The following is a 22893-nucleotide window of genomic DNA, read 5'->3' as shown; positions in this document are numbered from 1 at the left end:
AGGGGACGAACGGGCGGGCGGCGGGGCGGGCCCGGCCGGGCGGTCGGGCGTCAGCGGTCGAAGTCCAGCTCCACCTCCGCGGTCACCGGGTGGGACTGGCACGCCAGGACATAGCCCGCCTCCGTCTCCTCCGGCTCCAGGGCGAAGTTGCGGTCCATCCGCACCTCGCCCCTGGCCAGGAACGCCCGGCAGGTTCCGCAGACGCCGCCCTTGCAGGCATAGGGCGCGTCGGACCGGTTCCGCAGCACGGTCTCCAGCAGGGACTCCCGCTCCCGGACGGGCCAGTCGCCGGAGCGGCCGTGCAGGGTCGCCGTGAGCGTGGCCCGGTCGGGGGCGGGCAGCGGGGCGGGCGCGGGGGCCGAGCCGTCGTCGACATGGAAGATCTCCTGGTGGATCCGGGAGCGGTCGACCCCGAGTCCGCGCAGGGTCCGCTCGGCCGAGGCCACCAGACCCAGCGGTCCGCAGAGGAACCAGCCGTCCACCGCGGCGACCGGGAGCAGTGCGGGCAGCAGAACGGCCAGCCGCTCGCCGTCCAGCCGTCCGGACGGCAGCCCCGAGGACTGCTCCTCCCGGGAGAGCGCCGTGACCAGCTGGAAGCGGTCCGGATAGCGGTCCTTGAGGTCGGCGACCTCGTCCAGGAACATCGTCGACGCGACGGTCCGGTCGCTCCGGATCAGACAGAACCGGGCATCCGGTTCCCGGGCCAGCAGCGTCGCGGCCATCGACAGCACCGGTGTGATCCCGCTGCCGCCGACGACCGCCGCGAAGTATCCGGGGCGGGGATCGAGCCGGAACCGGCCCGTCGGGGGCATCACCTCGACCCGGTCGCCGACGGCCAGCTCCTTCAGCGCCCAGGTGGAGAACTCGCCGCCCTCGACCAGCCGGATGCCCACCCTGAGGACGGGCCGGAACGCCGGGGCCGTGTCGTCCCCGCCGTCCGGGGGCGGGGTTACGGCGGGGGCGCAGATCGAGTACGTCCGGCGGATCTCCGCGCCGTCGACGATCCGGCGCAGCGCCAGATGCTGACCGGGGGTGTGCCGGAACTCGGCGGCCAGTTCGGGCGGCACGTCGAAGGTGACGGCGACGGCGTCGTCGGTGAGCCGGTCGACCGCGGCGACCCGGAGCGGATGGAACATCTACAACTCCTTGAAGTGGTCGAAGGGTTCACGGCAGGAGACACAGCGGCGCAGCGCCTTGCAGGCGGTCGAGGAGAACCGGCTGAGCAGTTCGGTCTCCGTGGAGCCGCAGTGGGGGCAGCGGACGGAGAGGCCCACCGGGACCGGTCCGGACGCCGGGTGCGGCCGGGGCGGGGCGATTCCGGACTCGGCCAGCTTGCGCCGCCCTTCGGAGGTGATGTCGTCGGTCGACCAGGCGGGGGAGAGCACCGTGACGACGGAGACCTCCGCCATGCCGTGTCCGAGCAGGGCGCGCTCTATGTCGTCGCTCATGGCCTCGACGGCGGGGCAGCCGGTGTAGGTCGGGGTCAGGGCCACCTTGACCCGGCCCGGCCCGAGCACCCTGACATCGCGCAGAACGCCCAGCTCGGCCAGGGTCACCACCGGCAGCTCCGGGTCGGGCACGGCTCCCGCGACGCGCCGCAGCTCCGCCTCCAGGGCCGTGTCCCCGGTGGGGCGTTGTGCCGTGCCGCTCACCATGACGCCCCCGGATGGCTGCGGTGCAGATGCTGCATCTCGGCGAGGGTCCGGCCGAAGGGCTCGGTGTGGATGCCCTGCCGTCCGGCGCCCGCGGTCCAGCCGCCGGTGCGCGGGCCTTCGGGCACGGGGAGCGTCGCCCGGGTCAGCACGGCGGTCACGGATGACAGCCACTCGGCCTCCAGCTCCCGCCCGTCGACCTCCGCCCCACTGGCCCCACCAGCCCCATCGGCCGGGGCGGCTGAGGCGCTGGTGCGGTGGATCAGCCCGGCGAAGGGCTGGAACGGCTCCCCGGTGAACCGCCACAGCTCTTCGACGGCCCGCAGCATCCGGCGCCGACTCTCCTCGGTGCCGTCCCCCAGCCGCACCGTCCACTGCTCGGCGTGGTCCCGGTGGTAGGCGACCTCCTTGACCGCCTTGGCGGCGAGGGCGGTGAAGCGGCTCTCGGCGGCGGCCAGCCGCTCGTACAGAAGGTGCTGGTAGGTGGAGAAGTAGAGCTGGCGGACGATCGTCCGGGCGAAGTCGCCGTTGGGCTGCTCGACCAGCTGCAGATTGCGGAAGGCGCGCTCCTCCCGGAGGTAGGCCAGCTCGTCCTCGTTACCGGCGAGGGAGAGCAGGACCCGGGCCTGGCCGAGCAGATCGAGGGCGATGTTGGCGAGCGCGACCTCTTCCTCCAGGACGGGGGCGTGGCCCGCCCACTCCCCCAGCCGGTGCGAGAGCACCAGCGCGTCGTCTCCGAGGGCGAGCGCCGCGGCGTCCGCCTCGGCCGGTGCGGCGGTCACAGATGCCTCACCCCGTCCGGGATCTCGTAGAACGTCGGATGGCGGTAGGGCTTGTCGGCGGAGGGCTCGAAGAAGGGGTCCTTCTCGTCCGGCGACGAGGCCGTGACGGCGGTCGAGGGCACCACCCAGATCGACACCCCCTCGCCGCGCCGGGTGTACAGGTCCCGGGCGTTTCGCAGGGCCATCTCGGCGTCCGGGGCGTGCAGGCTTCCGGCGTGGGTGTGGGAGAGGCCGCGCCGGGACCGGACGAACACCTCCCACATGGGCCACTCCGCCGTGCCGCTGCCGCTCATGCCGTGGCCTCCAGGGACGCTGTGGTGCGGGCGGACCGCTTGGCGGCATGGGCCGCGGCGGCTTCCCTGACCCAGGCGCCGTCCTCGTGGGCCCGGCGGCGCTGGGACAGCCGCTCTTCGTTGCAGGGGCCGTTGCCCTTGAGGACCGCGTGGAACTCGGCCCAGTCGATCGCGCCGAAGTCGTGGTGGCCGCGCTCCTCGTTCCACCGGAGATCGGGGTCGGGGAGGGCGAGGCCGAGGGATTCGGCCTGCGGGACGCAGATGTCCACGAAGCGCTGCCGCAGCTCGTCGTTGGAATGGCGCTTGATCTTCCAGGCCATGGACTGCGCCGAGTGCGCCGACTCGTCGTCCGGCGGGCCGAACATCATCAGCGACGGCCACCACCAGCGGTCCACGGCGTCCTGGGCCATCGCGTGCTGGGCGGGGGTGCCCTGGGAGAGGGCGTGCAGCAGCTCGTAGCCCTGGCGCTGGTGGAAGGACTCCTCCTTGCAGATCCGGACCATCGCACGCGCGTAGGGGCCGTAGGAGCAGCGGCACAGCGGGACCTGGTTGGTGATCGCGGCACCGTCCACCAGCCAGCCGATGGCGCCGACGTCGGCCCAGGTCAGCGTGGGGTAGTTAAAGATCGAGGAGTACCGCTGGCGGCCCGCGTGGAGCTTGTCCAGCAGCTCGTCCCGGCTGACGCCCAGGGTCTCGGCGGCGCTGTACAGATAGAGGCCGTGGCCCGCCTCGTCCTGCACCTTGGCCATCAGGATCGCCTTGCGGCGCAGGGAGGGGGCGCGGGTGATCCAGTTGGCCTCGGGCTGCATGCCGATGATCTCGGAGTGGGCGTGCTGGGCCATCTGCCGGACCAGGGTGGCCCGGTAGGCGTCGGGCATCCAGTCGCGCGGCTCGATCCGCTCGTCGGCCGCCACGGCCGCGTCGAAGACCTCCTGCGCGGACGCCCCCGCGGCTCCTGCGGACCCCGCTGCCCCGGCGGATCCGGGGCCGGCGCCGGGCGCAGGGCCGTACATCTCCGGCGTATCCGCCGTCACTGACGTCATCCGAACCCCCTACCGACCGATCGTTCGGTTCATTGACTTCAATGGTGGGTCGGCGGCCCTTAAGGTGTCAACCCTGTGGATAACCGAGGTGGGACCGGCGGGATCGGGGCGGGATGGACTCCTACGAGCACGAAGGCGCACGGGAACAGAGGGGTCGGCGGCCCGGCTCCCCACCGGACGGCACCCCGCTTTCCCCCTCCGACCGGCGGGAACGTGAGTCCGGCCCGGATTCCGCGACCCCCGGCGGGACCGCCGCGGGGACTGCCGCCGACGGCCCCGCCACCGGTGGCCCCGCCGGTTCGGCCGGCGGATCCGCCGGTGGGGTGAGCGAGCCCGGCCACGACGGCCCCGGCGGTTCCGGCTCCGGCGAGGGCCCCGGCGGTTCCGGTTCCGGTCGGTCTCCCGGCGCCGGGAGCGGTCCGGAGGGCCCGGGCGCCGCTCCCGCCGCGGGGCTCGCCGCGCTCTCGTTCCCGTACCAGGTCACCGCCGCCGTCGTGCTGGGCCTGGCGGCCCTGGTCGGCGCCGTCCATCTGCTGATGGTCTTTCTGCACGTGGCGCCCTCCAACACCGCCAGCAAGGAGTACAGCGAGGCCGTGGACGGCTGGGTGCTGCCCGAGTTCGAGCAGAACTGGAAGCTCTTCGCCCCCAACCCCCTCCAGCAGAACATCACCATCCAGGTGAAGGCGGAGCTGTCCGGCGCGGGCGGCGAGAAGAAGACCACGGAGTGGATCGATCTGGGCGCCGACGACGTCGACGCGATCCGCGGCAGCCTGCTGCCCAGCCACACCGCGCAGAACCAGCTCCGCCGGGCCTGGGACTTCTACACCGGTTCGCACGACGACCAGAACCGGGCCACCGGCCGCCGCGGCGAGCAGTCCGAGACCTATCTGCGGCGGCTGGTGACGCTGCGGATCGAACGGGACCACGATCTCGGGGGGAGGGTGGAGCGGATCCAGATCCGCTCGGTGGCGACGCTGGTGAAGGCGCCGCCGTGGTCGAAGGAGAAGACCGACACCCGGCCGTCGTACCGGGTGCTGCCGTGGTGGAACGTCACCGACGCCGACCGGCCGCTCGGCCACGGCGTCCGCGCGGCGGACAGCGGCGAGAGCAGCGGCAAGGGCGGCGGCGAGGGCAGCGGCGAGGGCAGCGGCAAGGACGGCGGGAACGGCGAGCGCGCGGAGGCGGCCCGATGAGCGGCACGAACGAGGGCTCCACCCGGACCGCCGAACTGCTCCAGAAGGTCACCGCGACCGCCTTCGGCCCGTACCAGAGCGCGATCATCCGGATCGGCTTCTCCGCGACCTGGCTGTTCTTCCTGCTCCGCGAGTTCCCGCACCGCCATCAGCTGTACGGCCCCGACGGGCCGTGGAGCTGGCAGCTCGCGGACGGCTTCATCTCCGGCAACGACTCCTTCACGGTCCTGATGTGGTCGGACGGCGAACTCTGGTTCGAGATCGTCTACGCCCTGGCGGGCCTGGCCGCGCTCGGCCTCTGTCTGGGCTGGCGGACCCGCACCATGTCGGCCCTCTTCATGGTCGGCGTGCTGTCGCTCCAGAACCGGACGATCTTCGTCGGCGACGGCGGCGACAACGTCATCCACATCATGGCGATCTATCTGCTGGTCACCCGGTGCGGCCGGGTCTGGTCGCTGGACGCCGCCCGGGCCCGTAAGGCACCCGGCGCGCCCGACCGGGTGGGCCCGGTGCTGTGGGTCGTGACCGGTACCGCCCTGCTGCTGGCCACGGTGGAGAACCGGACGGGCCTCTTCATCCTGCTGGTGCTCTGGGGCATGTGGGCCGGGCTGGGCCTGTGGTGGCTGGCGCACCGGCCCGGTGTGCCGGATCAGCCCCGGATCCTGCTGGACACGCTCGCCAACATCGGGCACAACGTCGGACTCGTGGTGATCATGGCGGAGGTCTGTCTGATCTACGCCACCGCGGGCTGGTACAAGATCCAGGGCTCCCGCTGGGGGGACGGCACGGCGCTCTACTACACCCTGGAGCTGGACTACTTCGCCCCCTGGCCCGCCCTCTCCGAGATGCTGGGCTCGCACGGGCTGATGGTGATGGCGCTGACCTACGGCACGGTCATCGTGCAGGTCGCGTTCCCCTTCACCCTCTTCCACCGCCGGGTGAAGAACGTTCTGCTGGTGGTGATGATCGCCGAGCACGCGGCGATCGCCGTGATCATGGGGCTGCCGTTCTTCTCGATGGCGATGATCGCCGCCGACGCCGTCTTCCTGCCGACCGCCTTCCTGGTCTGGCTGGGCGTCCGGGTGACGCGCGGCCGGGACCGGCTGCTGGGCCGGGCCGGGAAACGGCCGGACGCCGGGGACGGTCCGGAGGGGGCGGGCCCCGGGGCCGTACTGCCGGAGCAGCGGACCGGGGAATCCGGCGCGCCCCGTACGCTCGTGGGGTGAGCACGACCCGAGGTACCGCGCCCGAAGCCGATCCGACGGCCGTCCCGGCCGTCCCCGAGGAGGCGTCCGGCGCCACCGCGTACGCCGGGGCCGGTGGGGCTGCGGGGACTGGTGGGGCTGCGGGGAACGGCGGTCCGGTGACCGGGACGGACGAGCCGGTGCAGTACGACGACGGCTACGGCCCCGAGATCGGAGTCGGGCCGCATCCGCTGCCCTGGCCCGAGGACGAGCGCTACGACCCCGAACTCCTGGCCGGGGGCGATCGCCGCAATGTGGCCGACCGCTACCGCTACTGGACACGGGAGGCCGTCGTCGCCGATCTCGACACCCGGCGGCACGACTTCCACATCGCGGTGGAGAACTGGAGCCACGACTTCAACATCGGCTCCGTCGTCCGGACCGCCAACGCCTTTCTGGCCCGGGAGGTCCATATCGTGGGCCGCCGCCGCTGGAACCGGCGCGGTGCCATGGTCACCGACCGCTATCAGCACGTCCGGCACCATCCCGACACCGCCGCCCTGACGGCCTGGGCGGCGGCCGAGGGGCTGCCGGTCATCGGGATCGACAACCTCCCCGGCGCCGTGCCGCTGGAGCGGACCGTACTGCCGCGCCGCTGTGTGCTCCTCTTCGGCCAGGAGGGGCCGGGGCTGACCGAGGAGGCGCGGGAGCACGCCGCCATGGTCTGCTCGATCGCCCAGTTCGGTTCGACCCGGTCGATCAACGCCGGGGCCGCCGCGGCGATCGCCATGCACGCCTGGGTCCAGCGGTACGCCGAGATCTCCGCGCCCTCCTGACCCGGGCGCCCTCCCGGCCCGGTCCGGCGGGGAGGCCCTACGCCTGGCGGCGGACCTCCACCACCCGGAAGCGGTTGGCCACGAACGCCCCGTCGCAGAGCGCCGCGTTGGCCGCCGGATTGCCGCCCGAGCCGTGGAAGTCGGAGAAGGCGGCCGTCTGGTTGACGTACACCCCGCCGGTGAGGTTGAGGGAGAGCTGGGCGGGCTCGTCCAGGCAGACCTCCTCCAGGGCCCGCTCGACCTTCTCCGACGTCGTATAGGCCCCGACCGTCATCGCGCCCTTGTCGCGGATCGTGTGCCGCAGCAGTTCGACCGCGGCGGCCGTGGAGTCCACCGCGACCGCGAACGACACCGGGCCGAAGCACTCGGAGAGATAGACCGCCTCCGGGTCCGCCGCGCCCCCGTCCAGCTTGACGATGACCGGAGTACGGACCACCGCGTCCGGGAACTCCGGATGCGTCACCTCGCGGGAGGGCAGCGCGACCTCGCCCAGTCCGGCCGCCCCGTCCAGCCGCGTCCTCACATCGGGGTTGACCAGCGCGCCCAGCAGCGCGTTGGCCCGGGCGTCGTCCCCGAGCAGTCCGTCCACCGACGCGGCGAGATCGCCCACCACCTCGTCGTACGACTTGTGGCCCGCGTCGGTGGTGATGCCGTCGCGCGGGATCAGCAGATTCTGCGGGGTGGTGCACATCTGGCCGCTGTAGAGGGAGAGGGAGAAGGCCAGATTGGACAGCATGCCCTTGTAGTCGGCGGTGGAGTCGACGACGACCGTGTTCACCCCCGCCTTCTCGGTGTACACCTGGGCCTGGCGGGCGTGGGTCTCCAGCCAGTCGCCGAAGGCGGTCGAGCCGGTGTAGTCGATGATCCTGACCTCGGGGCGGAGCGCGAGGGTCTTGGCGATGCCCTCCCCGGGGCGTTCGGCGGCCAGACAGACCAGATCGGGGCTGAAGCCCGCGTCCGCGAGCGCCTCCCGGGCGATGTCGACGGTGAGTGCGAGCGGGAGCACGGCCCTCGGATGCGGCTTCACCAGCACCGGATTGCCGGTGGCGAGGGAGGCGAAGAGCCCCGGATAGCCGTTCCAGGTGGGGAAGGTGTTGCAGCCGATAACCAGGGCGACACCGCGCCCGGCCGTGGTGAACGACTTCCGCAGCTTCAGCGGGTCCCGCTTCCCCTGCGGCTTGGCCCAGTCCGCCGTCCCGGGGGTCCTGGTCTGCTCCTGATAGGCGTAGGCCACGGCCTCCAGACCCCGGTCCTGGGCATGCGGCCCGCCCGCCTGGAACGCCATCATGAACGCCTGACCGCTGGTGTGCATCACGGCATGGGCGATCTCATGCGTCCGCGCCGCGATCCGCGCGAGGATCTCCAGACAGACCAGGGCCCGCCGTTCGGGCCCGGCGTCCCGCCAGGCGGGTACGGCGGAGCGCATCGCGGGAAGGAGGACATCCGGATCGACATGGGGGTACTCGATCCGCAACTCGGGCCCGTACGGCGAGACTTCGGCGCCCGCCCAGCCGTCCGTGCCGGGCTGGCCCAGATCGAACCGGCTGCCCTTGAGCGCCTCGAAGGCGGCGAGATCTTCGGCCGGGGCGCTCTCCCCGTAAGCCTTCGGATGCTCGGGATGGGGGGACCAGTAGGCCCTGGTCCGAATCGCTTCGAGGGCCTGGTCGAGCGTCGTCCGATGGCCGGTCAGCCGGGTCTCGGTCAGGGTCATGACGGACCAACTCCTCGTCGAGCTGTGGGCGGGGATGAGCGGACAGGGTTAGAGTAACCGAACGATCGGTCGGTACAAGGGGGCCTGTCGAAGCTGTGGACAACTCATCGGGGAGGATCACCTCCATGACCGCCATCGAGCCCGGGACCGCCGCCGGGCGGGCCCCGGGCGACGGGTCCGCCGACCGCGCCGGGCCCGGCCGGACCGCCGCTTCCGAGGTCCCTGCCGGGCCCGCCGCGCCCGCCGGATCCGCTGAATCCACCGGATCCGCCGAGTCCGCTGCCCCGCTGCCGCTCGGCGCCCTCGTCGCGGTCGTCGGCGCCGGGACGATGGGCCGGGGCATAGCCCAGGTGGCCCTGGCCGCCGGACACCCCGTACACCTCTACGACCAGGACGGGGAGCGCGCGGCCGAGGCCGTGAAGGACATCGGCGCCCGCCTCGACCGGCTCGTCGAGAAGGGCCGGATGGACGCGGTCGACCGGGATGCCGCCCGCTCCCGGCTCCGTACGGTCGACAGCGTCTCCGGGCTCGCGGACGCCGCCCTCGTCGTGGAGGCCGTCGCCGAGGACCTGGAGGTCAAACAGAACCTCTTCCGGGCCCTCGAAGTGCTGGTCGCCGAGGACTGCCTGTTCGCCACCAACACCTCCTCCCTCTCGGTCACCGCCGTCGCGGGCGCGCTCGGCCGCCCGGAGCGGCTGGTCGGACTCCACTTCTTCAACCCCGCGCCCCTGATGCCCCTGGTGGAGGTCGTCGGCGGCCGGACGACCGGCGCCCGGTACACGGCGCTGGCGAGGGCGACCGTCGAGGCATGGGGCAAGATCCCGGTCGCATCCGCCGACGAACCCGGCTTCATCGTCAACCGGGTGGCCCGGCCCTTCTACGCCGAAGCCTTCGCCCTCTACGAGGAGCGGGCGGCCGACCCGGCCACGATCGACGCGGTGCTCCGCGAGTGCGGCGGCTTCCCGATGGGCCCGTTCGAACTGACCGATCTGATCGGCCAGGACGTCAACGAGGCCGTCACCCGCTCCGTCTGGAACTCCTTCTTCCAGAGCCCGAAGTTCGTCCCGTCCCTGGCGCAGCGGCGGCTGGTCGAGGCCGGGCTGCTGGGCCGTAAGACGGGCCACGGCTGGTACGACCACACACCGGGCGCGGAACGACCCCTTCCGCAGACCGCGGAGCCCGTCGACGCGCCTCCTTATGTCACGGTCGGGGCCGTCAAGGGGCTCACGGCCGAGCTGGCGGAGCTGGTGGCCGAGGCCGGGATCGACGTACGCGAGGGGAACGACGGCCGGTGGCGGCCCGGAATCGAGCTGCCGGGCGGCGGATTCGTCGTACCGGTGACCGGCGCCCCGCCCGGCCACGGGCGGGAATGGGTCCAGGTCGATCTGGCGCTCGACTACCGGGCCGCGACCCGGGTCGCGATCGCGCCCGCGCCGACCGCGTCGGCGCGGACCGCCGACGAGGCGGTCGGCCTCTTCCAGGCGCTGGGCAAGAAGGTCAGCGTCGTGGCCGACGTACCGGGCCTGATCGTCGCCCGTACGGTGGCGATGCTGATCGACATCGCCGCGGACGCGGTCGCCCGGGGCGTCGCGAGCGAAGCGGACGTCGACCGGGCGATGCGGCACGGCGCCGGTCATCCCGTGGGCCCGTTCGGCTGGGAGCGGCGGCTGCCGCCGGGATGGGCGTACCACCAGCTGGAAGAGATGCACGGCTTTCTGCAGTCGGGGCGCTACGCCCCCGGATACGCGCTCTACCGGCGGACTTTCCAGGGTGAGGGAGCGGACGGATGACCACCGCGAAGCGGGACACGTACACACCGGAGACGCTGCTGACGGTGGCGGTGCGGATCTTCAACGAGCGCGGCTACGACGGCACTTCCATGGAGCACCTCTCCCAGGCGGCGGGGATCTCCAAGTCGTCGATCTACCACCATGTGGCGGGCAAGGAGGAGCTGCTGCGCCGGGCGGTGAGCCGGGCGATCGACGGGCTCTTCGCGATCCTCGACGAGCCGGGGGCGCAGCGCGGCCGGGCCGTGGAGCGGGTCGAGTACGTGGTGCGGCGGACCGTACAAGTACTGGTGGCGGATCTGCCGTATGTGACGCTGCTGCTGCGGGTGCGGGGGAACACCAAGACGGAGCGGTGGGCCATGGACCGGCGCCGGGAGTTCGACCAGCGGGTGGTCGATCTGCTGCGGGCGGCGGCGGCCGACGGCGATCTGCGGGCCGATGTGGACACCCGGCTCGCCACCCGGCTCCTCTTCGGCATGGTCAATTCCCTGGTCGAGTGGTACCGGCCGCATCCCGGCGGCGGCTGGGAGGGGGACCAGGTGGCGGAGACGGTGGTACGGATCGCCTTCGACGGCCTGCGGACGGCCGACGGGCCCCGGGCGGCGGGCTGACGCTCCCGGCGTCTCCGGAAGCCTTCCCGCGGCCTCCGCACGGTCTTCAGGGCCCAGCCACGGTCTTCCCCGGTCCCCGCGGGTTCCGGGGAGCTGTCGCGGGGGTCGGGGGTGCCGTCCGTCCGCGATCCGTACCGGGCGGCTCGGCGTGCTTCGGGACCGGTGCGCGCGAGGCGTCGCGCGGTGGTCAGCCGGCCGGGTCGTCGTCCGGGGCCGTCGCGGGCGCGGGGACGCCCGTGCCCCGGTCGAGATCGGTCTCCTCGAAGACCAGCAGGGTCCGGGTGGAGAGCACCTCCGGAATGGACTGGAGCCGGGTCAGCACCAGCTCCCGCAGGGTCCTGTTGTCCCGGGTGTGGATCAGCAGCAGTACATCGAAATCACCGCTGACCAGGGCGATGTGCGCGGCACCCGGCAACTCCTCGAGCTGCTCGCGCACGGTGCGCCAGGAGTTCTGCACGATCTTGAGCGTGATGTAGGCGGAGGCCCCCTGGCCCGCCCGCTCATGGTCGATCCGGGCGCTGAAGCCCCGGATCACCCCGTCGTCGACCAGACGGTTGATCCGGGCGTAGGCATTGGCCCTGGAGACGTGCACCCGCTCGGCCACGGAGCGTATCGAGGCCCGGCCTTCGGCTTGGAGGATCCGGAGGATGTCCCGGTCGATCGCGTCCAGCGGGCGGGGCGCGAGCGGTTGTCCGGTTCGGGCCGCGCCGTCGGCCATTTGTTCAGCTCCCATGTCCCCCCGCTTCCCCGGTATGGACGACCTGTGCCCATCACAGGCTGTGGGGAACCGTTTGTCCACAGGCTGGAGGCGCCTGTAGCCAAATTGCGCCGACGACCGAACAATCGGTAGGTGAGGCGGGCCACAGCCGGACCGCTTCCTTCGTCGCCCCCACGAGGAGGTGCTCGCGTTGCGCAAGAGCAGCAGCACGACCGTGCAGGAGCTGCCGGGTTCCGCCGCCTACCGCCCCAGCCCGCCCCCGGCGTGGCGGCCCCGGACCGACCCCGCGCCCCTGCTCCCCGACCCCGAGCCGTTCCGCGTGCTCGGTACGGACGCGGCGGCGTCGGCCGATCCCGATCTCCTGCTCGCCCTCTACGCCCAGCTCGTCCGCGGCCGCCGGTACAACGCCCAGGCGACGGCGCTGACCAAGCAGGGGCGGCTCGCCGTCTATCCGTCGAGCACCGGCCAGGAGGCGTGCGAGGTGGCCGCCGCGCTGGTGCTCCGCGAGCGGGACTGGCTCTTCCCCAGCTACCGGGACACGCTGGCGGCGGTCGCCCGCGGACTGGACCCGGTGCAGGCGCTGACCCTGCTCCGGGGCGACTGGCACACCGGATACGACCCGCACGAGCACCGGATCGCCCCGCTGTGCACCCCGCTGGCCACCCAGCTGCCGCACGCGGTCGGGCTGGCGCACGCGGCCCGGCTCAAGGGGGACGACGTGGTCGCGCTGGCCCTCGTCGGCGACGGCGGCACCAGCGAGGGCGATTTCCACGAGGCGCTGAACTTCGCGGCGGTGTGGCGGGCACCGGTCGTCTTCCTCGTCCAGAACAACGGCTTCGCGATCTCCGTCCCGCTGGCCAAGCAGACCGCGGCGCCGTCCCTGGCCCACAAGGCCGTGGGGTACGGCATGCCCGGCCGGCTCGTCGACGGGAACGACGCGCCCGCGGTCCACCGGGTGCTCTCCGAGGCGATGGAGCGGGCCCGGGGCGGCGGCGGTCCGACGCTGGTGGAGGCGGTCACCTATCGGATGGACGCGCACACCAACGCCGACGACGCCACGCGGTACCGGGGCGAGAAGGACGCCGACGCCTGGCGCGACCACGATCCGATCCTGCTGATGGAACGGGAGCTGACCGCGCGCGGGCTGCTGGACGACGCCGGTAAACAGGCCGTCGCGGACGCGGCCGAGGAGATGGCCGCCGAACTGCGCGCGGGGATGAACGCGGATCCGGTGCTCGACCCGGCGGATCTGTTCACCCAGGTGTACGCGGAGCGGACGGGCCAGCTCCGGGAGCAGGCGGCCCAGCTGCGGGCCGAGCTGGCGGCGGAGGACGAGCAGGACGGGTCGGACGGGGCCGACCGGGCGGACGGATCGCGAGGAGGGGACCGATGAGTACGGCGACGACCACACCGGCCGGGCGGGCCGGGGCCCCGGCCAAGCCCGCGACCATGGCCGAGGCCCTGCGCCGGGCCCTGCGGGACGCGATGGCGGAGGACCCGGCGGTCCACGTCCTGGGCGAGGACGTGGGCACCCTGGGCGGTGTCTTCCGGATCACGGACGGGCTGGCCGCCGAGTTCGGCGACTCCCGGTGTACGGACACCCCGCTCGCCGAGGCAGGCATCCTCGGGGCGGCCGTCGGCATGGCGATGTACGGGCTGCGGCCCGTGGTGGAGATGCAGTTCGACGCCTTCGCCTATCCCGCGTTCGAGCAGCTCTTCAGCCATGTCGCCCGGATGCGCAACCGCACCCGGGGCGCGATGCCGCTGCCGATCACCGTCCGGGTGCCCTACGGCGGCGGGATCGGCGGCGTCGAGCACCACAGCGACTCCTCCGAGGCGTACTACATGGCCACCCCGGGGCTGCACGTGGTGGCCCCGGCGACCGTCGAGGACGCCTACGGGCTGCTGCGGGAGTCGATCGCCTCGGACGATCCGGTGGTCTTCCTGGAGCCCAAGCGGCTCTACTGGTCGAAGGCCGACTGGTCGCCGGAGGCGCCGAAGCGGGTGGAGCCGCTGGGCCGGGCCGTGGTCCGGCGCCGGGGGAGCGACGCCACCCTGATCACCTACGGTCCTTCGGTCCCGGTCTGTCTGGAGGCGGCCGAAGCGGCCACCGCCGAGGGCTGGGACCTGGAGGTCGTCGATCTGCGGAGCCTCGTACCGTTCGACGACGAGACGGTCTGCGCCTCGGTCCGGCGCACCGGGCGGGCGGTCGTCGTCCACGAGGCCACCGGCTTCGGCGGACCCGGCGGCGAGATCGCCGCCCGGGTCACCGAGCGCTGCTTCCACCGGCTGGAGGCGCCGGTGCTGAGGGTCGCCGGTTTTGACATCCCCTATCCGCCGCCGATGCTGGAGCGGCACCATCTGCCCGGGGTCGACCGGGTTCTCGACGCGGTGGCGCGGTTGCAGTGGGAGGCGGAGAGCTGATGGCCCAGGTGCTGGAGTTCAGGTTGCCCGATCTCGGGGAGGGGCTGACCGAGGCGGAGATCGTGCGCTGGCTGGTCGCGGTCGGCGATGTGGTCGCCGTCGATCAGCCCGTGGTCGAGGTCGAGACGGCCAAGGCCATGGTGGAGGTGCCCTGCCCGTACGGCGGGGTGGTGACCGCGCGCTTCGGCGACGAGGGCACGGAACTCCCGGTGGGGGCGCCGCTGCTGACGGTCGCGGTGGGCGCGCCCGGTGACGGCGACGGTGCCGCCAACGGTGATGGTGCCCCGGCGGCGTCGACGGCTGCCTCGGGCACTGGTGCCGGTTCCGGTTCGGCTCCGGCTTCGTCGGGGGCTTCGAGTGAGTCGTCCGGGAATGTGCTCGTCGGGTACGGGACGGGGGCGCCCGCCGCGCGCCGCCGCCGGGTCTCCCCCGACGCGACCCGCCCCCGTCCGGGGACGCCCGTTCTGCGGGAGCCCGGTGTCGTCACCCCTGATCCGGTCCCGGCCGGGCCCGTGCCGGTGATCTCGCCGCTGGTACGGCGCCTGGCCCGGCGGAGCGGTCTCGATCTGCGGGAGCTGACCGGATCGGGCCCTGAAGGGCTGATCCTCCGCTCCGATGTGGAACGGGCGATCGGCGCCGCCGCGACCGCCCCGCCGGAGCGGACCGCCGTTCCGGCCCCCGCCGCCGCTCCCGCCCCTGCTCCGGCGGCCTCGGCGACGGCACCCGGCCTCGGTACGGGCAGGGCGGCCGAGGCTGTCGGGGCTTCGGCTGAGACTTCGGCTTCGGCGGCGGAGGTCCGGATACCGCTGCGCGGGGTGCGCGGAGCGGTCGCCGACAAGCTGACCCGCAGCCGCTCCGAGATACCCGACGCCACCTGCTGGGTCGACGCGGACGCCACCGAACTGCTGGCCGCGCGGACGGCGATGAACGCCGCGGGCGGGCCGCGGATATCCCTGCTCGCCCTGCTCGCCAGGGTCTGTACGGCGGCGCTCGCCCGCTATCCGGAGCTGAACTCCAGGATCGACACGGACCGGCGGGAGATCGTCCGGCTGCCCGAGGTGCATCTCGGCTTCGCCGCCCAGACCGAACGGGGCCTGGTCGTCCCGGTGGTCCGGTCCGCGAACCGCCGGAGCGCCGAATCGCTGACGGAGGAGTTCGCCCGGCTGACGGACGCGGCCCGCGGGTCGGCGCTGACCCCGGCCGAGCTGACCGGGGGGACGTTCACCCTGAACAACTACGGAGTGTTCGGGGTCGACGGCTCCACGCCGATCATCAACCACCCGGAGGCGGCGATGCTCGGCGTCGGCCGGATCGTGCCCAGGCCCTGGGTGCACGGCGGTGAGCTGGCCGTGCGTCAGGTCGTCCAGCTCTCCCTCACCTTCGACCACCGGGTCTGCGACGGCGGCACGGCGGGCGGCTTCCTGCGGTATGTGGCGGACTGCGTCGAACAGCCGGCTGTGCTGCTGCGGACGCTCTGACCGGGGCCGGGGCCGGGGCGGCATCTCCCCCGGGGCGCGAGGCCCGTCGGCCGCCCGGTCGCCGCCGGGCCCGTCCGGCGGCCCGCCCGACCGCCGGTGTCCGTCGGAGCCGGAATCGCCCGGCCCCGAGGGGGCCGGGGCTTCGGCTCGCGGGACCGACCGGCCCGGTCATCGTCCGCGCGCTGGGACAGGCGTGCGGCGGTTCGCCCGACCGCCGCCCCCGCCACCGGCCCGCCGCGTCGGACGGAGTCCGGTCACGTCTGCCGGGAACGGCCGTACGCGAGGCGCCGACGGGCGCCGACGGCCGTAGAAGGGCGTGAAAGGGCGTGGGAGAGGCGTAGAAGAGGCGGAATCCGGCCCGCCTACTGGTCGGCACGGGGTGGGAGGGACGCTTCACCCGGGAGACGGCGGGCGATCATACTGCTGGGTATGACCGCGATCTCGGGACCGCAGTGATGACCGTGTCGGCCGGACCGGGGCCGGGTCCGTCGGCCGACGGGTACGACGCCGTCGTGCTCGCCGGGGGCGGCGCGAAGCGGCTCGGCGGGGCCGACAAGCCCGGGGTGGCCGTGGGCGGGCGGGCGCTGCTCGACCGGGTGCTCGGCGCCTGCCGGGACGCCGGGCGCACGGTCGTCGTCGGCGGGCGCAGGCCCACCGTACGGCCCGTCGTCTGGACCCGGGAGGATCCCCCGGGCGGCGGGCCCCTGGCCGCGCTCGCCGCGGGCGTACGGCAGCTCGCCACCCCGCCGGACGGCGCGGTCGTGGTGCTCTCCGCCGATCTCCCGTTCCTCGGCCCTTCGACCGTGCGCCGACTGGTGGACGCGCTCGGTGCCGACGGGCACGAGGGCGTCGTGCTGACCGACCCCGACGGGCGGGACCAGCCGCTGGTGGCGGCCTACCGGGCGGAGCCGCTCCGGCGGGAGATCGCCCTGCTCGCCACGGAGTACGGCTCACCGGCCGGACTGCCGCTGCGGCTGCTGGTCCGGGAACTGGACCTGGACCGGATCGAGGCAGGGCCGTTCGCCTCGTTCGACTGCGACACCTGGGACGACATCGCCGTCGCCAGGGCCCGGATCAGGGAGCATGGCACCGTGCTGGAGGAATGGATCACCGCGGTCAAGGACGATCTCGGTGTCGACCTCGATGTCGACACCCATCTGCTGCTCGATCTAGCCCGCGACGCCGCGCACGGCGTCGCCCGGCCCGCCGCGCCGCTGACCACGTTTCTCGTGGGGTACGCGGCGGCTTCGGCGGGTGGCGGCCCCGAGGCGGTGGCGGAGGCGGTACGCAAGGCCACCGCGCTCGCCCGCCGCTGGGCCGAGGAGACCGAGCAGCGCCCTGACGGGAGCGGGACATGAGCGGCGGGTCCCGTTCGGGCGGCCGGAAGGCCACCGCCGGGAGCCCGGCCGCCGCCGCCCCCACCGCCCCCACTGCCGTCACCGATCCCACCGACCCTGCCGATGACGGGGTCGAGGACGCCCTCGCGCTGGTGGGGCGGGCGGCCTCGTGGGAAGCTCGCGCCGCCGCCCCGACCGACACCGCCACCCCGACCGACCCCGGTGCCGCCGCCCCTGGGCGCGACGACGGCAACGATGACGGGAACGACGACGGCTTCGAGGACGTCCTGGGGCTGGTCGGCCGGTCCGCTCCCCGCAGGGTTCCGGCCGCCTCGCGGGAGCCCGCCGCCACGGACGTCCCCGGCGGTGAGGACGGCGTCGAGGACGCCCTCGCGCTCGTCGGCCGGGCCGCGTACGGGAGCGGCGCGGAACGGCCCGTAGGACAGACCGGACGGACCGGGCGCACTGGCCGGGCGGGACCGGCCGGACCGGCAGGACCGACGGAAGCGGCAGCGGGTCGGGAGCGGCGGGCGGGGACGGCCTGGCCCGAAGCCCGGGCGGCGGCGGCGACGGCCGGGCGGGAGGTGTTCCGCGGCGACCGGACCCGGCGGGTATCGCTGGAGTCGGCTGTGGGCCTGGTGCTGGCCGAGGAGCTGACCGCGCTCTGCGATCTGCCGTCGTTCGACACCTCGGCCATGGACGGCTGGGCCGTGGCCGGACCCGGCCCCTGGGACCTCGACGACTCCGCCCCCGTACTCGCCGGGCGCGATGACGTACCCCCGCTGCCCGACGGCACCGCCGTGCCGATCGCCACCGGTGCCCGGGTCCCGCCCGGGGCCACCGCCGTGATCCGGACCGAGCACGCCCGGCCCGACCCGGCCCGGGGGCTGCTGTTGCCGTCCCGGACGGTGGTCCACGGCCAGGACATCCGGCCCCGGGGCCAGGAGTGCCGGTCCGGTGAGCGGCTGCTGCCCGCCGGGGCGACGGCCACCCCGGCCGTGCTCGGGCTCGCGGCGGCGGCCGGATACGACGAACTCGCCGTCGTCGTCCGCCCGACCGTCGAAGTGCTGGTACTCGGGGACGAACTCCTCGACGGCGGACTCCCCCACGACGGCCGGATCAGGGACGCGCTCGGCCCCATGACGGCCCCATGGCTGCGGGCCCTGGGCGCCGAAGTCCTCGGCACCCGCCGGATCGGCGACGACGAGAAGGCGCTCCGCCGGGCGGTGACCGGCTCCCCGGCCGATCTTGTGATCACCACCGGCGGTACGGCCGCCGGGCCCGTCGACCATGTCCATCCGGTGCTGCGGAAGGCGGGCGCCACCCTGGTCGTCGACGGTGTCGGAGTACGGCCCGGCCATCCGATGCTGCTGGCCCGGTTCCCCGACGGGCCCGGCCCCCGCTGTCTCGTCGGGCTCCCCGGCAACCCCCTCGCGGCGGTCTCCGGGCTGCTCACCCTGGCCGCGCCGCTGCTGCGCGCGCTCGGCGGGCTGCCGGAGCCGGTTCCGTACACCGCGCCGGTACGTGACGAGGTGTCCGGTCACCCCCGGGACACCCGGCTCGTCCCCGTCGTGCACAGCGGGGCGCTGCTGGTGCCGCTGCGGTACCACGGTCCGGCGATGCTGCGCGGGATCGCCTCGGCCAACGGGCTGGCGGTCGTACCGCCCGGCGGGGCCCGGCCCGGGGACGAACTGGAGGTACTGGATCTCCCGTCGGCCCCGGGCGGCACCGACGGCCTCTGGCTGTGACCGGGCCCGGTCGCCGACTGCGTTTCACGTGAAACACTGTCAGTGATCAACGTCGAACAGTCGGTGGCCAACGGCCCGGTGACCAATGGCCGGTGTCCTTCGGAGCACCGGATCCGTCAGAGGTACTCGGGTTCCTCCCGGCCGATGATGATCAGCCGGTCCCCGAACTGCATGGTCGCGGCCTCCGGGTCGGCGTAGTCCAGCATCCGCTTCCGCCGCACCACGGCGACCACCAGATCCGCGCACTCCCGCAGGGTCCGGCCGATCTCGTCCTTCCGTACGCCCCGTTCGGTGAGGCTGAGCCCACGGCCGTGGGTCATCAGATCCTCCAGGGTGTCCGCCACATGCGGACTCGCCGTCGACGCGCCCAGCAGCCGTCCGGCGGAGCTGGAGCTGGTGACCACGGTGTCCGCGCCGCTCTGCTTCAGCAGGGGTACGTTCTCGTCCTCGCGGACCGCGACCACGATGGACGCCCGGCGGTTGAGCTGGCGGGCGGTCAGGGTCACCAGGGTGGCGGTATCGTCCCGCTGCGGGGAGATGATCACCCGGGCGGCCCGTTCCAGCTCCGCCCTGAGCAGGGTCTTGGAGCGGGTGGCATCGCCCTGGACGGCGACGAGCCCGTCCGCGTTGGCCGCGTCGACCGCCTTCTGGAGGGGGTCGACGATCACGATCCGCTCCTTGGTGAGGCCCTGTCCGAGCAGGGTCTCCACGGCGTGCCGCCCCTTGGTGCCGTAGCCGACGACGACCACGTGGTCCCGCATCCGGGAGCGCCAGCGGTGGACGCGGACCTGCTGCCTGGTGCGTTCGGTGAGCACTTCCAAGGTGGTACCGACCAGGATGATCAGGAAGACCACGCGCAGCGGGGTGATCACGAAGATATTGGTCAGCCTGGCGGCGTCGCTGACGGGGGCGATATCGCCGTAACCCGTGGTGGAGAGGGTGACGGTGGTGTAGTACGCCGCGTCGAGGAGGTCGACCTTGCCGTCCGCGTTGTCGTTGTAGCCCGCCCGGTCGAGCCAGACGAGCAGGGTGGTGACCGCGAGGACCAGTATCGCCATGGCCAGCCGCCGCAGTACCTGCTGGAGCGGCGGTACGGCCGCCTGTGCGGGCATCGTGATGGCGCGCCCCGCCTCGGTGTCGTCGCTGGTCTCCACCTTGGGGCGGGACCAGATGGAGCGCAGGATCGAGATCCGTCCCCTGGGCGGCGGATGTTCCTCGTCCTTCATCGCGTGTCTCCTCCGGCCTTGGCCGTCTCGCGGGGCATGGGTGACCATGGTCGCGGATCCGTCCGGGTAAGTCTCGCCGGGTTCGGTCGGAAGTGCCGGGAACACGGGTACTACCGGGGCCGGGCGGAACAACTGGATCGGGAACTCGGGAACGACGAGGAGGAGGCCGGACGTGCGCGATCACACGATCATCGTCGGCTTCGGGACCAAGGGGCGCTCGGCCCTTCAGACACTGATGGCGACGGGCCTGCCGAAAGAGCAGGTCATCGTGGTCGACCCGAGCGGCAAGGTGATCGAGTCGGCGCTGGCCGAGGGTGTCGAGGGCGTGGTCGGCGACGCCACCCGCAGCGGGGTTCTGCTGCGGGCGGAGGTCCAGCGGGCCCGGCAGATCGTCATCGCGACACAGCGCGACGACACCGCCGTACTGGTCACTCTGACGGCGCGCCAGCTCAATCGGCAGGCGAAGATCGTGGCGGCGGTACGGGAGGAGGAGAACGGGCCCCTGCTCCGCCAGTCGGGCGCCGATACGGTGATCACCAGCGCCAGCGCGGCGGGGCGGCTGCTGGGTCTCTCCGTACTCAGCCCGAACGCCGGGGCCGTGATGGAGGATCTGATCCATCAGGGCAGCGGCCTCGACCTGGTCGAGCGGCCGGTGATAAAGGCCGAGGTGGGGAAGGACGTCCGGGACACCGGCGATCTGGTGGTCAGTGTGCTGCGCGGCCATCGGCTGATCGGGTACGACGACCCGGCGGCGAGCCCGCTCCAGTTGACGGACCGTCTGATCACCATCGTCCGGGCGAACGCGTCCGCCCCGCCGGAGCAGCCCCACCGGCCCTGAAACAGCTGGTTGGGGCGGGGCCGGGGAACGGCTCCGGAGTAGCCTCGCGGTCATGCATGCGATCACGATTCCGGAACCCGGTGGGCCCGAGGCGCTGGTCTGGGCCGAGGTGCCCGATCCCGTGGCGGCCGAGGGCGAAGTCCTCATCGAGGTGGTGGCCAGTGCCGTCAACCGTGCCGACGTCCTCCAGCGGCGGGGGCGCTACGACCCCCCGGCGGGCGCGTCGCCCTATCCGGGCCTGGAGTGTTCGGGCCGGATCGTCGGCATCGGGACCGGGGTCTCCGGCTGGGCCCTCGGTGACGAGGTGTGCGCCCTGCTCGCGGGCGGCGGCTACGCGGAGCGGGTCGCCGTCCCCGCGGGTCAGGTACTGCCGGTGCCCCGGGGTGTCGATCTCGCGGTCGCCGCGTCCCTGCCCGAGGTCACCGCGACGGTCTGGTCCAATGTCTTCCTGGTCGCGGGGCTGCGGCCGGGGGAGACCGTACTGATCCACGGCGGGGCGAGCGGGATCGGCACGATGGCGATCCAGCTCGCCAAGGCCGTCGGGGCGCGGGTCGCGGTCACCGCGGGCGGCCCGGAGAAGCTGGCGCGCTGCGCCGAGCTGGGCGCGGACATCCTGATCGACTACCGGCGGGACGACTTCGCCGACGAACTGCGCCGGGCCACCGACGGGGACGGCGCCGATGTCATCCTCGACATCATGGGCGCCCAGTACCTGGACCGGAACGTCCGGGCGCTCGCGGTCAACGGCCGGCTGGCCGTCATCGGCCTCCAGGGTGGAATCAAGGGCGAGCTGAACCTGGCGACGCTGCTGGGGAAGCGGGCGGCGATCACCGCGACATCGCTACGGGCCAGGCCGCTGGAGGAGAAGGCGGCGATCATGGCGGCCGTCCGGGAACACGTCTGGCCGCTGATCGAGTCGGGCCGGGTCAGGACCGTGGTCGACCGGGAGTTCCCGCTCCGGGATGCCGCCGCTGCCCATGAGGCGCTGGAGGCCGGTACGCATACCGGCAAGATCCTGCTCAGGGCGGCCTGACCCCCGCCGCGACCGCGGAGACCGTCCCGGTACGCATACGTACACGGCATTCATACGCGGCAGCCATACGCACCGGGACGCGTCCGCGGGCATTCGTACGCATGCGTACGCACCGGGACGCCCGAGCCGCGCCCGAGCCGCCCCCGGGCCGGTCGGCCCCGGGCCGGGACCCTTGTGGGGTACGGCTCGGGAGCCGCGGTCCGCGGACGCGGTGGACGTGGTAGACGCGGTCTACAGATACGGCCCCGAGCGCAGCGCGCCGTCCATCGGGTTGTCCTCGTCGTGCGACGCGCCGGGCGGCAGGGCGCGGCGCATCTGCTCCAGCTGGGCCCGGGCCGCCATCTGCTGGGCGAACAGGGCCGTCTGGATGCCGTGGAAGAGCCCTTCGAGCCAGCCCACGAGCTGGGCCTGGGCGATCCGCAGTTCCGCCTCGGAGGGGACGGCCTCGTCGGTGAAGGGGAGGGAGAGCCGTTCCAGCTCCTCGACCAGTTCGGGGGCGAGCCCGTCCTCCAGCTCCTTCACGGAGCTGGCGTGGATCTCCTTCAGCCTGACCCGGCTGGCCTCGTCCAGAGGAGCGGCCCTGACTTCTTCCAGCAGCTGCTTGATCATGCTGCCGATCCGCATGACCTTCGCGGGCTGTTCCACCATCTCCGTCACGGGAACCTCACGAGACTGGTCGTCGCCGCTACCGTCACCGCCGCCGAGAGCCATGCCGTCCTGCCCCACGACGAGGACATGGGGGCTTTCCTGCGAGCGTTCGTTCCTCGGCATATCCATGCCGCCATTCTCGCGCACACCGACCGCGTCACGGGGTGTGCCCCCGGGCGGGAGTGATCACTCCCACACGAGGGCACATATGCGCGGCTGCCGGTCCCGGAGCCGCCCCGGGGCCGTCCGGGAACGTTCCCGGACGGCCCCGGCGGCCGGTGGGGGCGCGGTGCCGGGGCCCCCCCCCGGGGGGTTTGCCGGGGGAGGGGGTGTGGGGGGGGGGCAGCGGGC

General features: G+C 73.3%; 20 protein-coding genes and 1 pseudogene. 12 read left to right on the top strand and 9 right to left on the bottom strand.

Going from position 1 to position 22893, the window contains the following annotated elements:
* Positions 1-50: 50 nt before the first annotated feature.
* From AB0G74_RS28815 to paaA, 5 genes are read right to left on the bottom strand one after another with little or no spacing between them, the layout of a single operon-like run.
* Positions 51-1136, bottom strand: a complete 1086-nt coding sequence (locus tag AB0G74_RS28815) for a 2Fe-2S iron-sulfur cluster-binding protein (protein ID WP_361151949.1) — start codon at positions 1134-1136, stop codon at positions 51-53.
* Positions 1137-1655 carry a 1,2-phenylacetyl-CoA epoxidase subunit PaaD gene (paaD, locus tag AB0G74_RS28810; RefSeq protein WP_361151947.1) on the bottom strand — a complete coding sequence of 173 codons (519 nt, stop codon included), beginning with the start codon at positions 1653-1655 and terminating at the stop codon, positions 1137-1139. It abuts the gene before it with no gap.
* Positions 1649-2434, bottom strand: coding sequence for a 1,2-phenylacetyl-CoA epoxidase subunit PaaC (paaC, locus tag AB0G74_RS28805; RefSeq protein WP_361151944.1), 786 nt, complete (start codon positions 2432-2434; stop codon positions 1649-1651). Before paaC ends, paaD begins: the two co-directional genes overlap by 7 nt.
* Positions 2431-2727: a 1,2-phenylacetyl-CoA epoxidase subunit PaaB gene (gene paaB / locus AB0G74_RS28800; protein WP_361151941.1), complete on the bottom strand. Its 297-nt coding sequence runs from the start codon at positions 2725-2727 to the stop codon at positions 2431-2433. The genes paaC and paaB overlap by 4 nt, the downstream gene beginning before the upstream one ends.
* A complete protein-coding gene (gene paaA / locus AB0G74_RS28795; protein WP_361151939.1) occupies positions 2724-3770 on the bottom strand; it encodes a 1,2-phenylacetyl-CoA epoxidase subunit PaaA in 1047 nt (348 codons plus the stop codon). Before paaA ends, paaB begins: the two co-directional genes overlap by 4 nt.
* A gap of 323 nt (positions 3771-4093) precedes the next feature.
* On the opposite strand from paaA, the gene AB0G74_RS28790 reads away from it, so the two are divergent.
* The 3 genes from AB0G74_RS28790 to AB0G74_RS28780 all read left to right on the top strand — a co-directional run bounded on the left by AB0G74_RS28790 (position 4094) and on the right by AB0G74_RS28780 (position 6983).
* Complete coding sequence (locus AB0G74_RS28790) at positions 4094-4963, top strand: DUF5819 family protein (protein ID WP_361151937.1); 870 nt, start codon at positions 4094-4096, stop codon at positions 4961-4963.
* Complete coding sequence (locus tag AB0G74_RS28785; RefSeq protein WP_361151934.1) at positions 4960-6189, top strand: HTTM domain-containing protein; 1230 nt, start codon at positions 4960-4962, stop codon at positions 6187-6189. The genes AB0G74_RS28790 and AB0G74_RS28785 overlap by 4 nt, the downstream gene beginning before the upstream one ends.
* Positions 6190-6326: 137 nt before the next feature.
* Entirely contained in the window at positions 6327-6983 is a 657-nt protein-coding gene (locus tag AB0G74_RS28780; RefSeq protein WP_361152003.1) for a TrmH family RNA methyltransferase, read from the top strand.
* A gap of 37 nt (positions 6984-7020) precedes the next feature.
* Here the strand turns inward: AB0G74_RS28780 and paaN are convergent, their stop codons facing one another.
* Positions 7021-8694, bottom strand: a complete 1674-nt coding sequence (gene paaN, locus AB0G74_RS28775) for a phenylacetic acid degradation protein PaaN (RefSeq protein WP_361151931.1) — start codon at positions 8692-8694, stop codon at positions 7021-7023.
* A gap of 125 nt (positions 8695-8819) precedes the next feature.
* Here paaN and AB0G74_RS28770 point away from each other — a divergent pair, with 125 nt between their 5' ends.
* The gene (locus AB0G74_RS28770; RefSeq protein WP_361151929.1) at positions 8820-10484 is read left to right on the top strand and encodes a 3-hydroxyacyl-CoA dehydrogenase; all 1665 of its coding nucleotides are present in this window, start codon (positions 8820-8822) and stop codon (positions 10482-10484) included.
* Positions 10481-11092: a TetR/AcrR family transcriptional regulator gene (locus AB0G74_RS28765; protein WP_361151927.1), complete on the top strand. Its 612-nt coding sequence runs from the start codon at positions 10481-10483 to the stop codon at positions 11090-11092. The genes AB0G74_RS28770 and AB0G74_RS28765 overlap by 4 nt, the downstream gene beginning before the upstream one ends.
* A 187-nt stretch (positions 11093-11279) precedes the next feature.
* Here AB0G74_RS28765 and AB0G74_RS28760 read toward each other — a convergent pair whose 3' ends face one another.
* A complete protein-coding gene (locus AB0G74_RS28760) occupies positions 11280-11810 on the bottom strand; it encodes an Lrp/AsnC family transcriptional regulator (protein ID WP_361151999.1) in 531 nt (176 codons plus the stop codon).
* Between the two features lie 190 nt (positions 11811-12000).
* On the opposite strand from AB0G74_RS28760, the gene pdhA reads away from it, so the two are divergent.
* The 5 genes from pdhA (at position 12001) to AB0G74_RS28735 (ending at position 18797) form a co-directional block, all read left to right on the top strand.
* Entirely contained in the window at positions 12001-13203 is a 1203-nt protein-coding gene (gene pdhA / locus AB0G74_RS28755) for a pyruvate dehydrogenase (acetyl-transferring) E1 component subunit alpha (protein ID WP_361151925.1), read from the top strand.
* Positions 13200-14234 (top strand): alpha-ketoacid dehydrogenase subunit beta, encoded by a 1035-nt coding sequence (locus tag AB0G74_RS28750; protein ID WP_361151923.1) that lies wholly within the window; start codon positions 13200-13202, stop codon positions 14232-14234. The genes pdhA and AB0G74_RS28750 overlap by 4 nt, the downstream gene beginning before the upstream one ends.
* The gene (locus AB0G74_RS28745; RefSeq protein WP_361151921.1) at positions 14234-15712 is read left to right on the top strand and encodes a dihydrolipoamide acetyltransferase family protein; all 1479 of its coding nucleotides are present in this window, start codon (positions 14234-14236) and stop codon (positions 15710-15712) included. The genes AB0G74_RS28750 and AB0G74_RS28745 overlap by 1 nt, the downstream gene beginning before the upstream one ends.
* Positions 15713-16167: 455 nt before the next feature.
* Complete coding sequence (locus tag AB0G74_RS28740) at positions 16168-17070, top strand: NTP transferase domain-containing protein (protein ID WP_361151918.1); 903 nt, start codon at positions 16168-16170, stop codon at positions 17068-17070.
* Positions 17067-18797, top strand: a complete 1731-nt coding sequence (locus tag AB0G74_RS28735; RefSeq protein ID WP_361151916.1) for a molybdopterin molybdotransferase MoeA — start codon at positions 17067-17069, stop codon at positions 18795-18797. Before AB0G74_RS28740 ends, AB0G74_RS28735 begins: the two co-directional genes overlap by 4 nt.
* Positions 18798-18913: 116 nt before the next feature.
* Here the strand turns inward: AB0G74_RS28735 and AB0G74_RS28730 are convergent, their stop codons facing one another.
* A complete protein-coding gene (locus AB0G74_RS28730) occupies positions 18914-20023 on the bottom strand; it encodes a potassium channel family protein (protein WP_361151913.1) in 1110 nt (369 codons plus the stop codon).
* Between the two features lie 169 nt (positions 20024-20192).
* Here AB0G74_RS28730 and AB0G74_RS28725 point away from each other — a divergent pair.
* A pseudogene (locus tag AB0G74_RS28725) lies at positions 20193-20861 on the top strand (NAD(P)-binding protein); the annotation flags it as partial.
* Between the two features lie 52 nt (positions 20862-20913).
* Positions 20914-21894 carry an NAD(P)H-quinone oxidoreductase gene (locus tag AB0G74_RS28720; RefSeq protein WP_361151910.1) on the top strand — a complete coding sequence of 327 codons (981 nt, stop codon included), beginning with the start codon at positions 20914-20916 and terminating at the stop codon, positions 21892-21894.
* 231 nt (positions 21895-22125) lie between these two features.
* Here AB0G74_RS28720 and AB0G74_RS28715 read toward each other — a convergent pair whose 3' ends face one another.
* Positions 22126-22671, bottom strand: coding sequence for a bacterial proteasome activator family protein (locus AB0G74_RS28715; protein ID WP_361151908.1), 546 nt, complete (start codon positions 22669-22671; stop codon positions 22126-22128).
* Positions 22672-22893: the final 222 nt, after the last annotated feature.

Origin of the sequence: Streptomyces sp. NPDC020875 (assembly GCF_040641415.1) — a bacterium.
Taxonomy (GTDB): Bacteria; Actinomycetota; Actinomycetes; order Streptomycetales; family Streptomycetaceae; genus Streptomyces.
Note: the sequence above shows the minus strand (reverse complement) of the source record. Positions and strands in the feature narration are given on the sequence as shown.

What these genes read in the sequence shown, in the direction of transcription:
- AB0G74_RS28770 (WP_361151929.1), top strand. Translation starts at nt 8,820, where the DNA reads ATGACCGCCATCGAGCCCGGGACCGCCGCCGGGCGGGCCCCGGGCGAC.
- AB0G74_RS28785 (WP_361151934.1), top strand. Translation starts at nt 4,960, where the DNA reads ATGAGCGGCACGAACGAGGGCTCCACCCGGACCGCCGAACTGCTCCAG.
- AB0G74_RS28740 (WP_361151918.1), top strand. Translation starts at nt 16,168, where the DNA reads ATGACCGTGTCGGCCGGACCGGGGCCGGGTCCGTCGGCCGACGGGTAC.
- AB0G74_RS28730 (WP_361151913.1), bottom strand. Translation starts at nt 20,023, where the DNA reads ATGAAGGACGAGGAACATCCGCCGCCCAGGGGACGGATCTCGATCCTG.
- paaA (WP_361151939.1), bottom strand. Translation starts at nt 3,770, where the DNA reads ATGACGTCAGTGACGGCGGATACGCCGGAGATGTACGGCCCTGCGCCC.
- paaN (WP_361151931.1), bottom strand. Translation starts at nt 8,694, where the DNA reads ATGACCCTGACCGAGACCCGGCTGACCGGCCATCGGACGACGCTCGAC.
- AB0G74_RS28765 (WP_361151927.1), top strand. Translation starts at nt 10,481, where the DNA reads ATGACCACCGCGAAGCGGGACACGTACACACCGGAGACGCTGCTGACG.
- AB0G74_RS28750 (WP_361151923.1), top strand. Translation starts at nt 13,200, where the DNA reads ATGAGTACGGCGACGACCACACCGGCCGGGCGGGCCGGGGCCCCGGCC.
- AB0G74_RS28760 (WP_361151999.1), bottom strand. Translation starts at nt 11,810, where the DNA reads ATGGCCGACGGCGCGGCCCGAACCGGACAACCGCTCGCGCCCCGCCCG.
- AB0G74_RS28745 (WP_361151921.1), top strand. Translation starts at nt 14,234, where the DNA reads ATGGCCCAGGTGCTGGAGTTCAGGTTGCCCGATCTCGGGGAGGGGCTG.
- AB0G74_RS28720 (WP_361151910.1), top strand. Translation starts at nt 20,914, where the DNA reads ATGCATGCGATCACGATTCCGGAACCCGGTGGGCCCGAGGCGCTGGTC.
- AB0G74_RS28815 (WP_361151949.1), bottom strand. Translation starts at nt 1,136, where the DNA reads ATGTTCCATCCGCTCCGGGTCGCCGCGGTCGACCGGCTCACCGACGAC.
- AB0G74_RS28735 (WP_361151916.1), top strand. Translation starts at nt 17,067, where the DNA reads ATGAGCGGCGGGTCCCGTTCGGGCGGCCGGAAGGCCACCGCCGGGAGC.
- paaB (WP_361151941.1), bottom strand. Translation starts at nt 2,727, where the DNA reads ATGAGCGGCAGCGGCACGGCGGAGTGGCCCATGTGGGAGGTGTTCGTC.
- AB0G74_RS28715 (WP_361151908.1), bottom strand. Translation starts at nt 22,671, where the DNA reads ATGGATATGCCGAGGAACGAACGCTCGCAGGAAAGCCCCCATGTCCTC.
- paaD (WP_361151947.1), bottom strand. Translation starts at nt 1,655, where the DNA reads ATGGTGAGCGGCACGGCACAACGCCCCACCGGGGACACGGCCCTGGAG.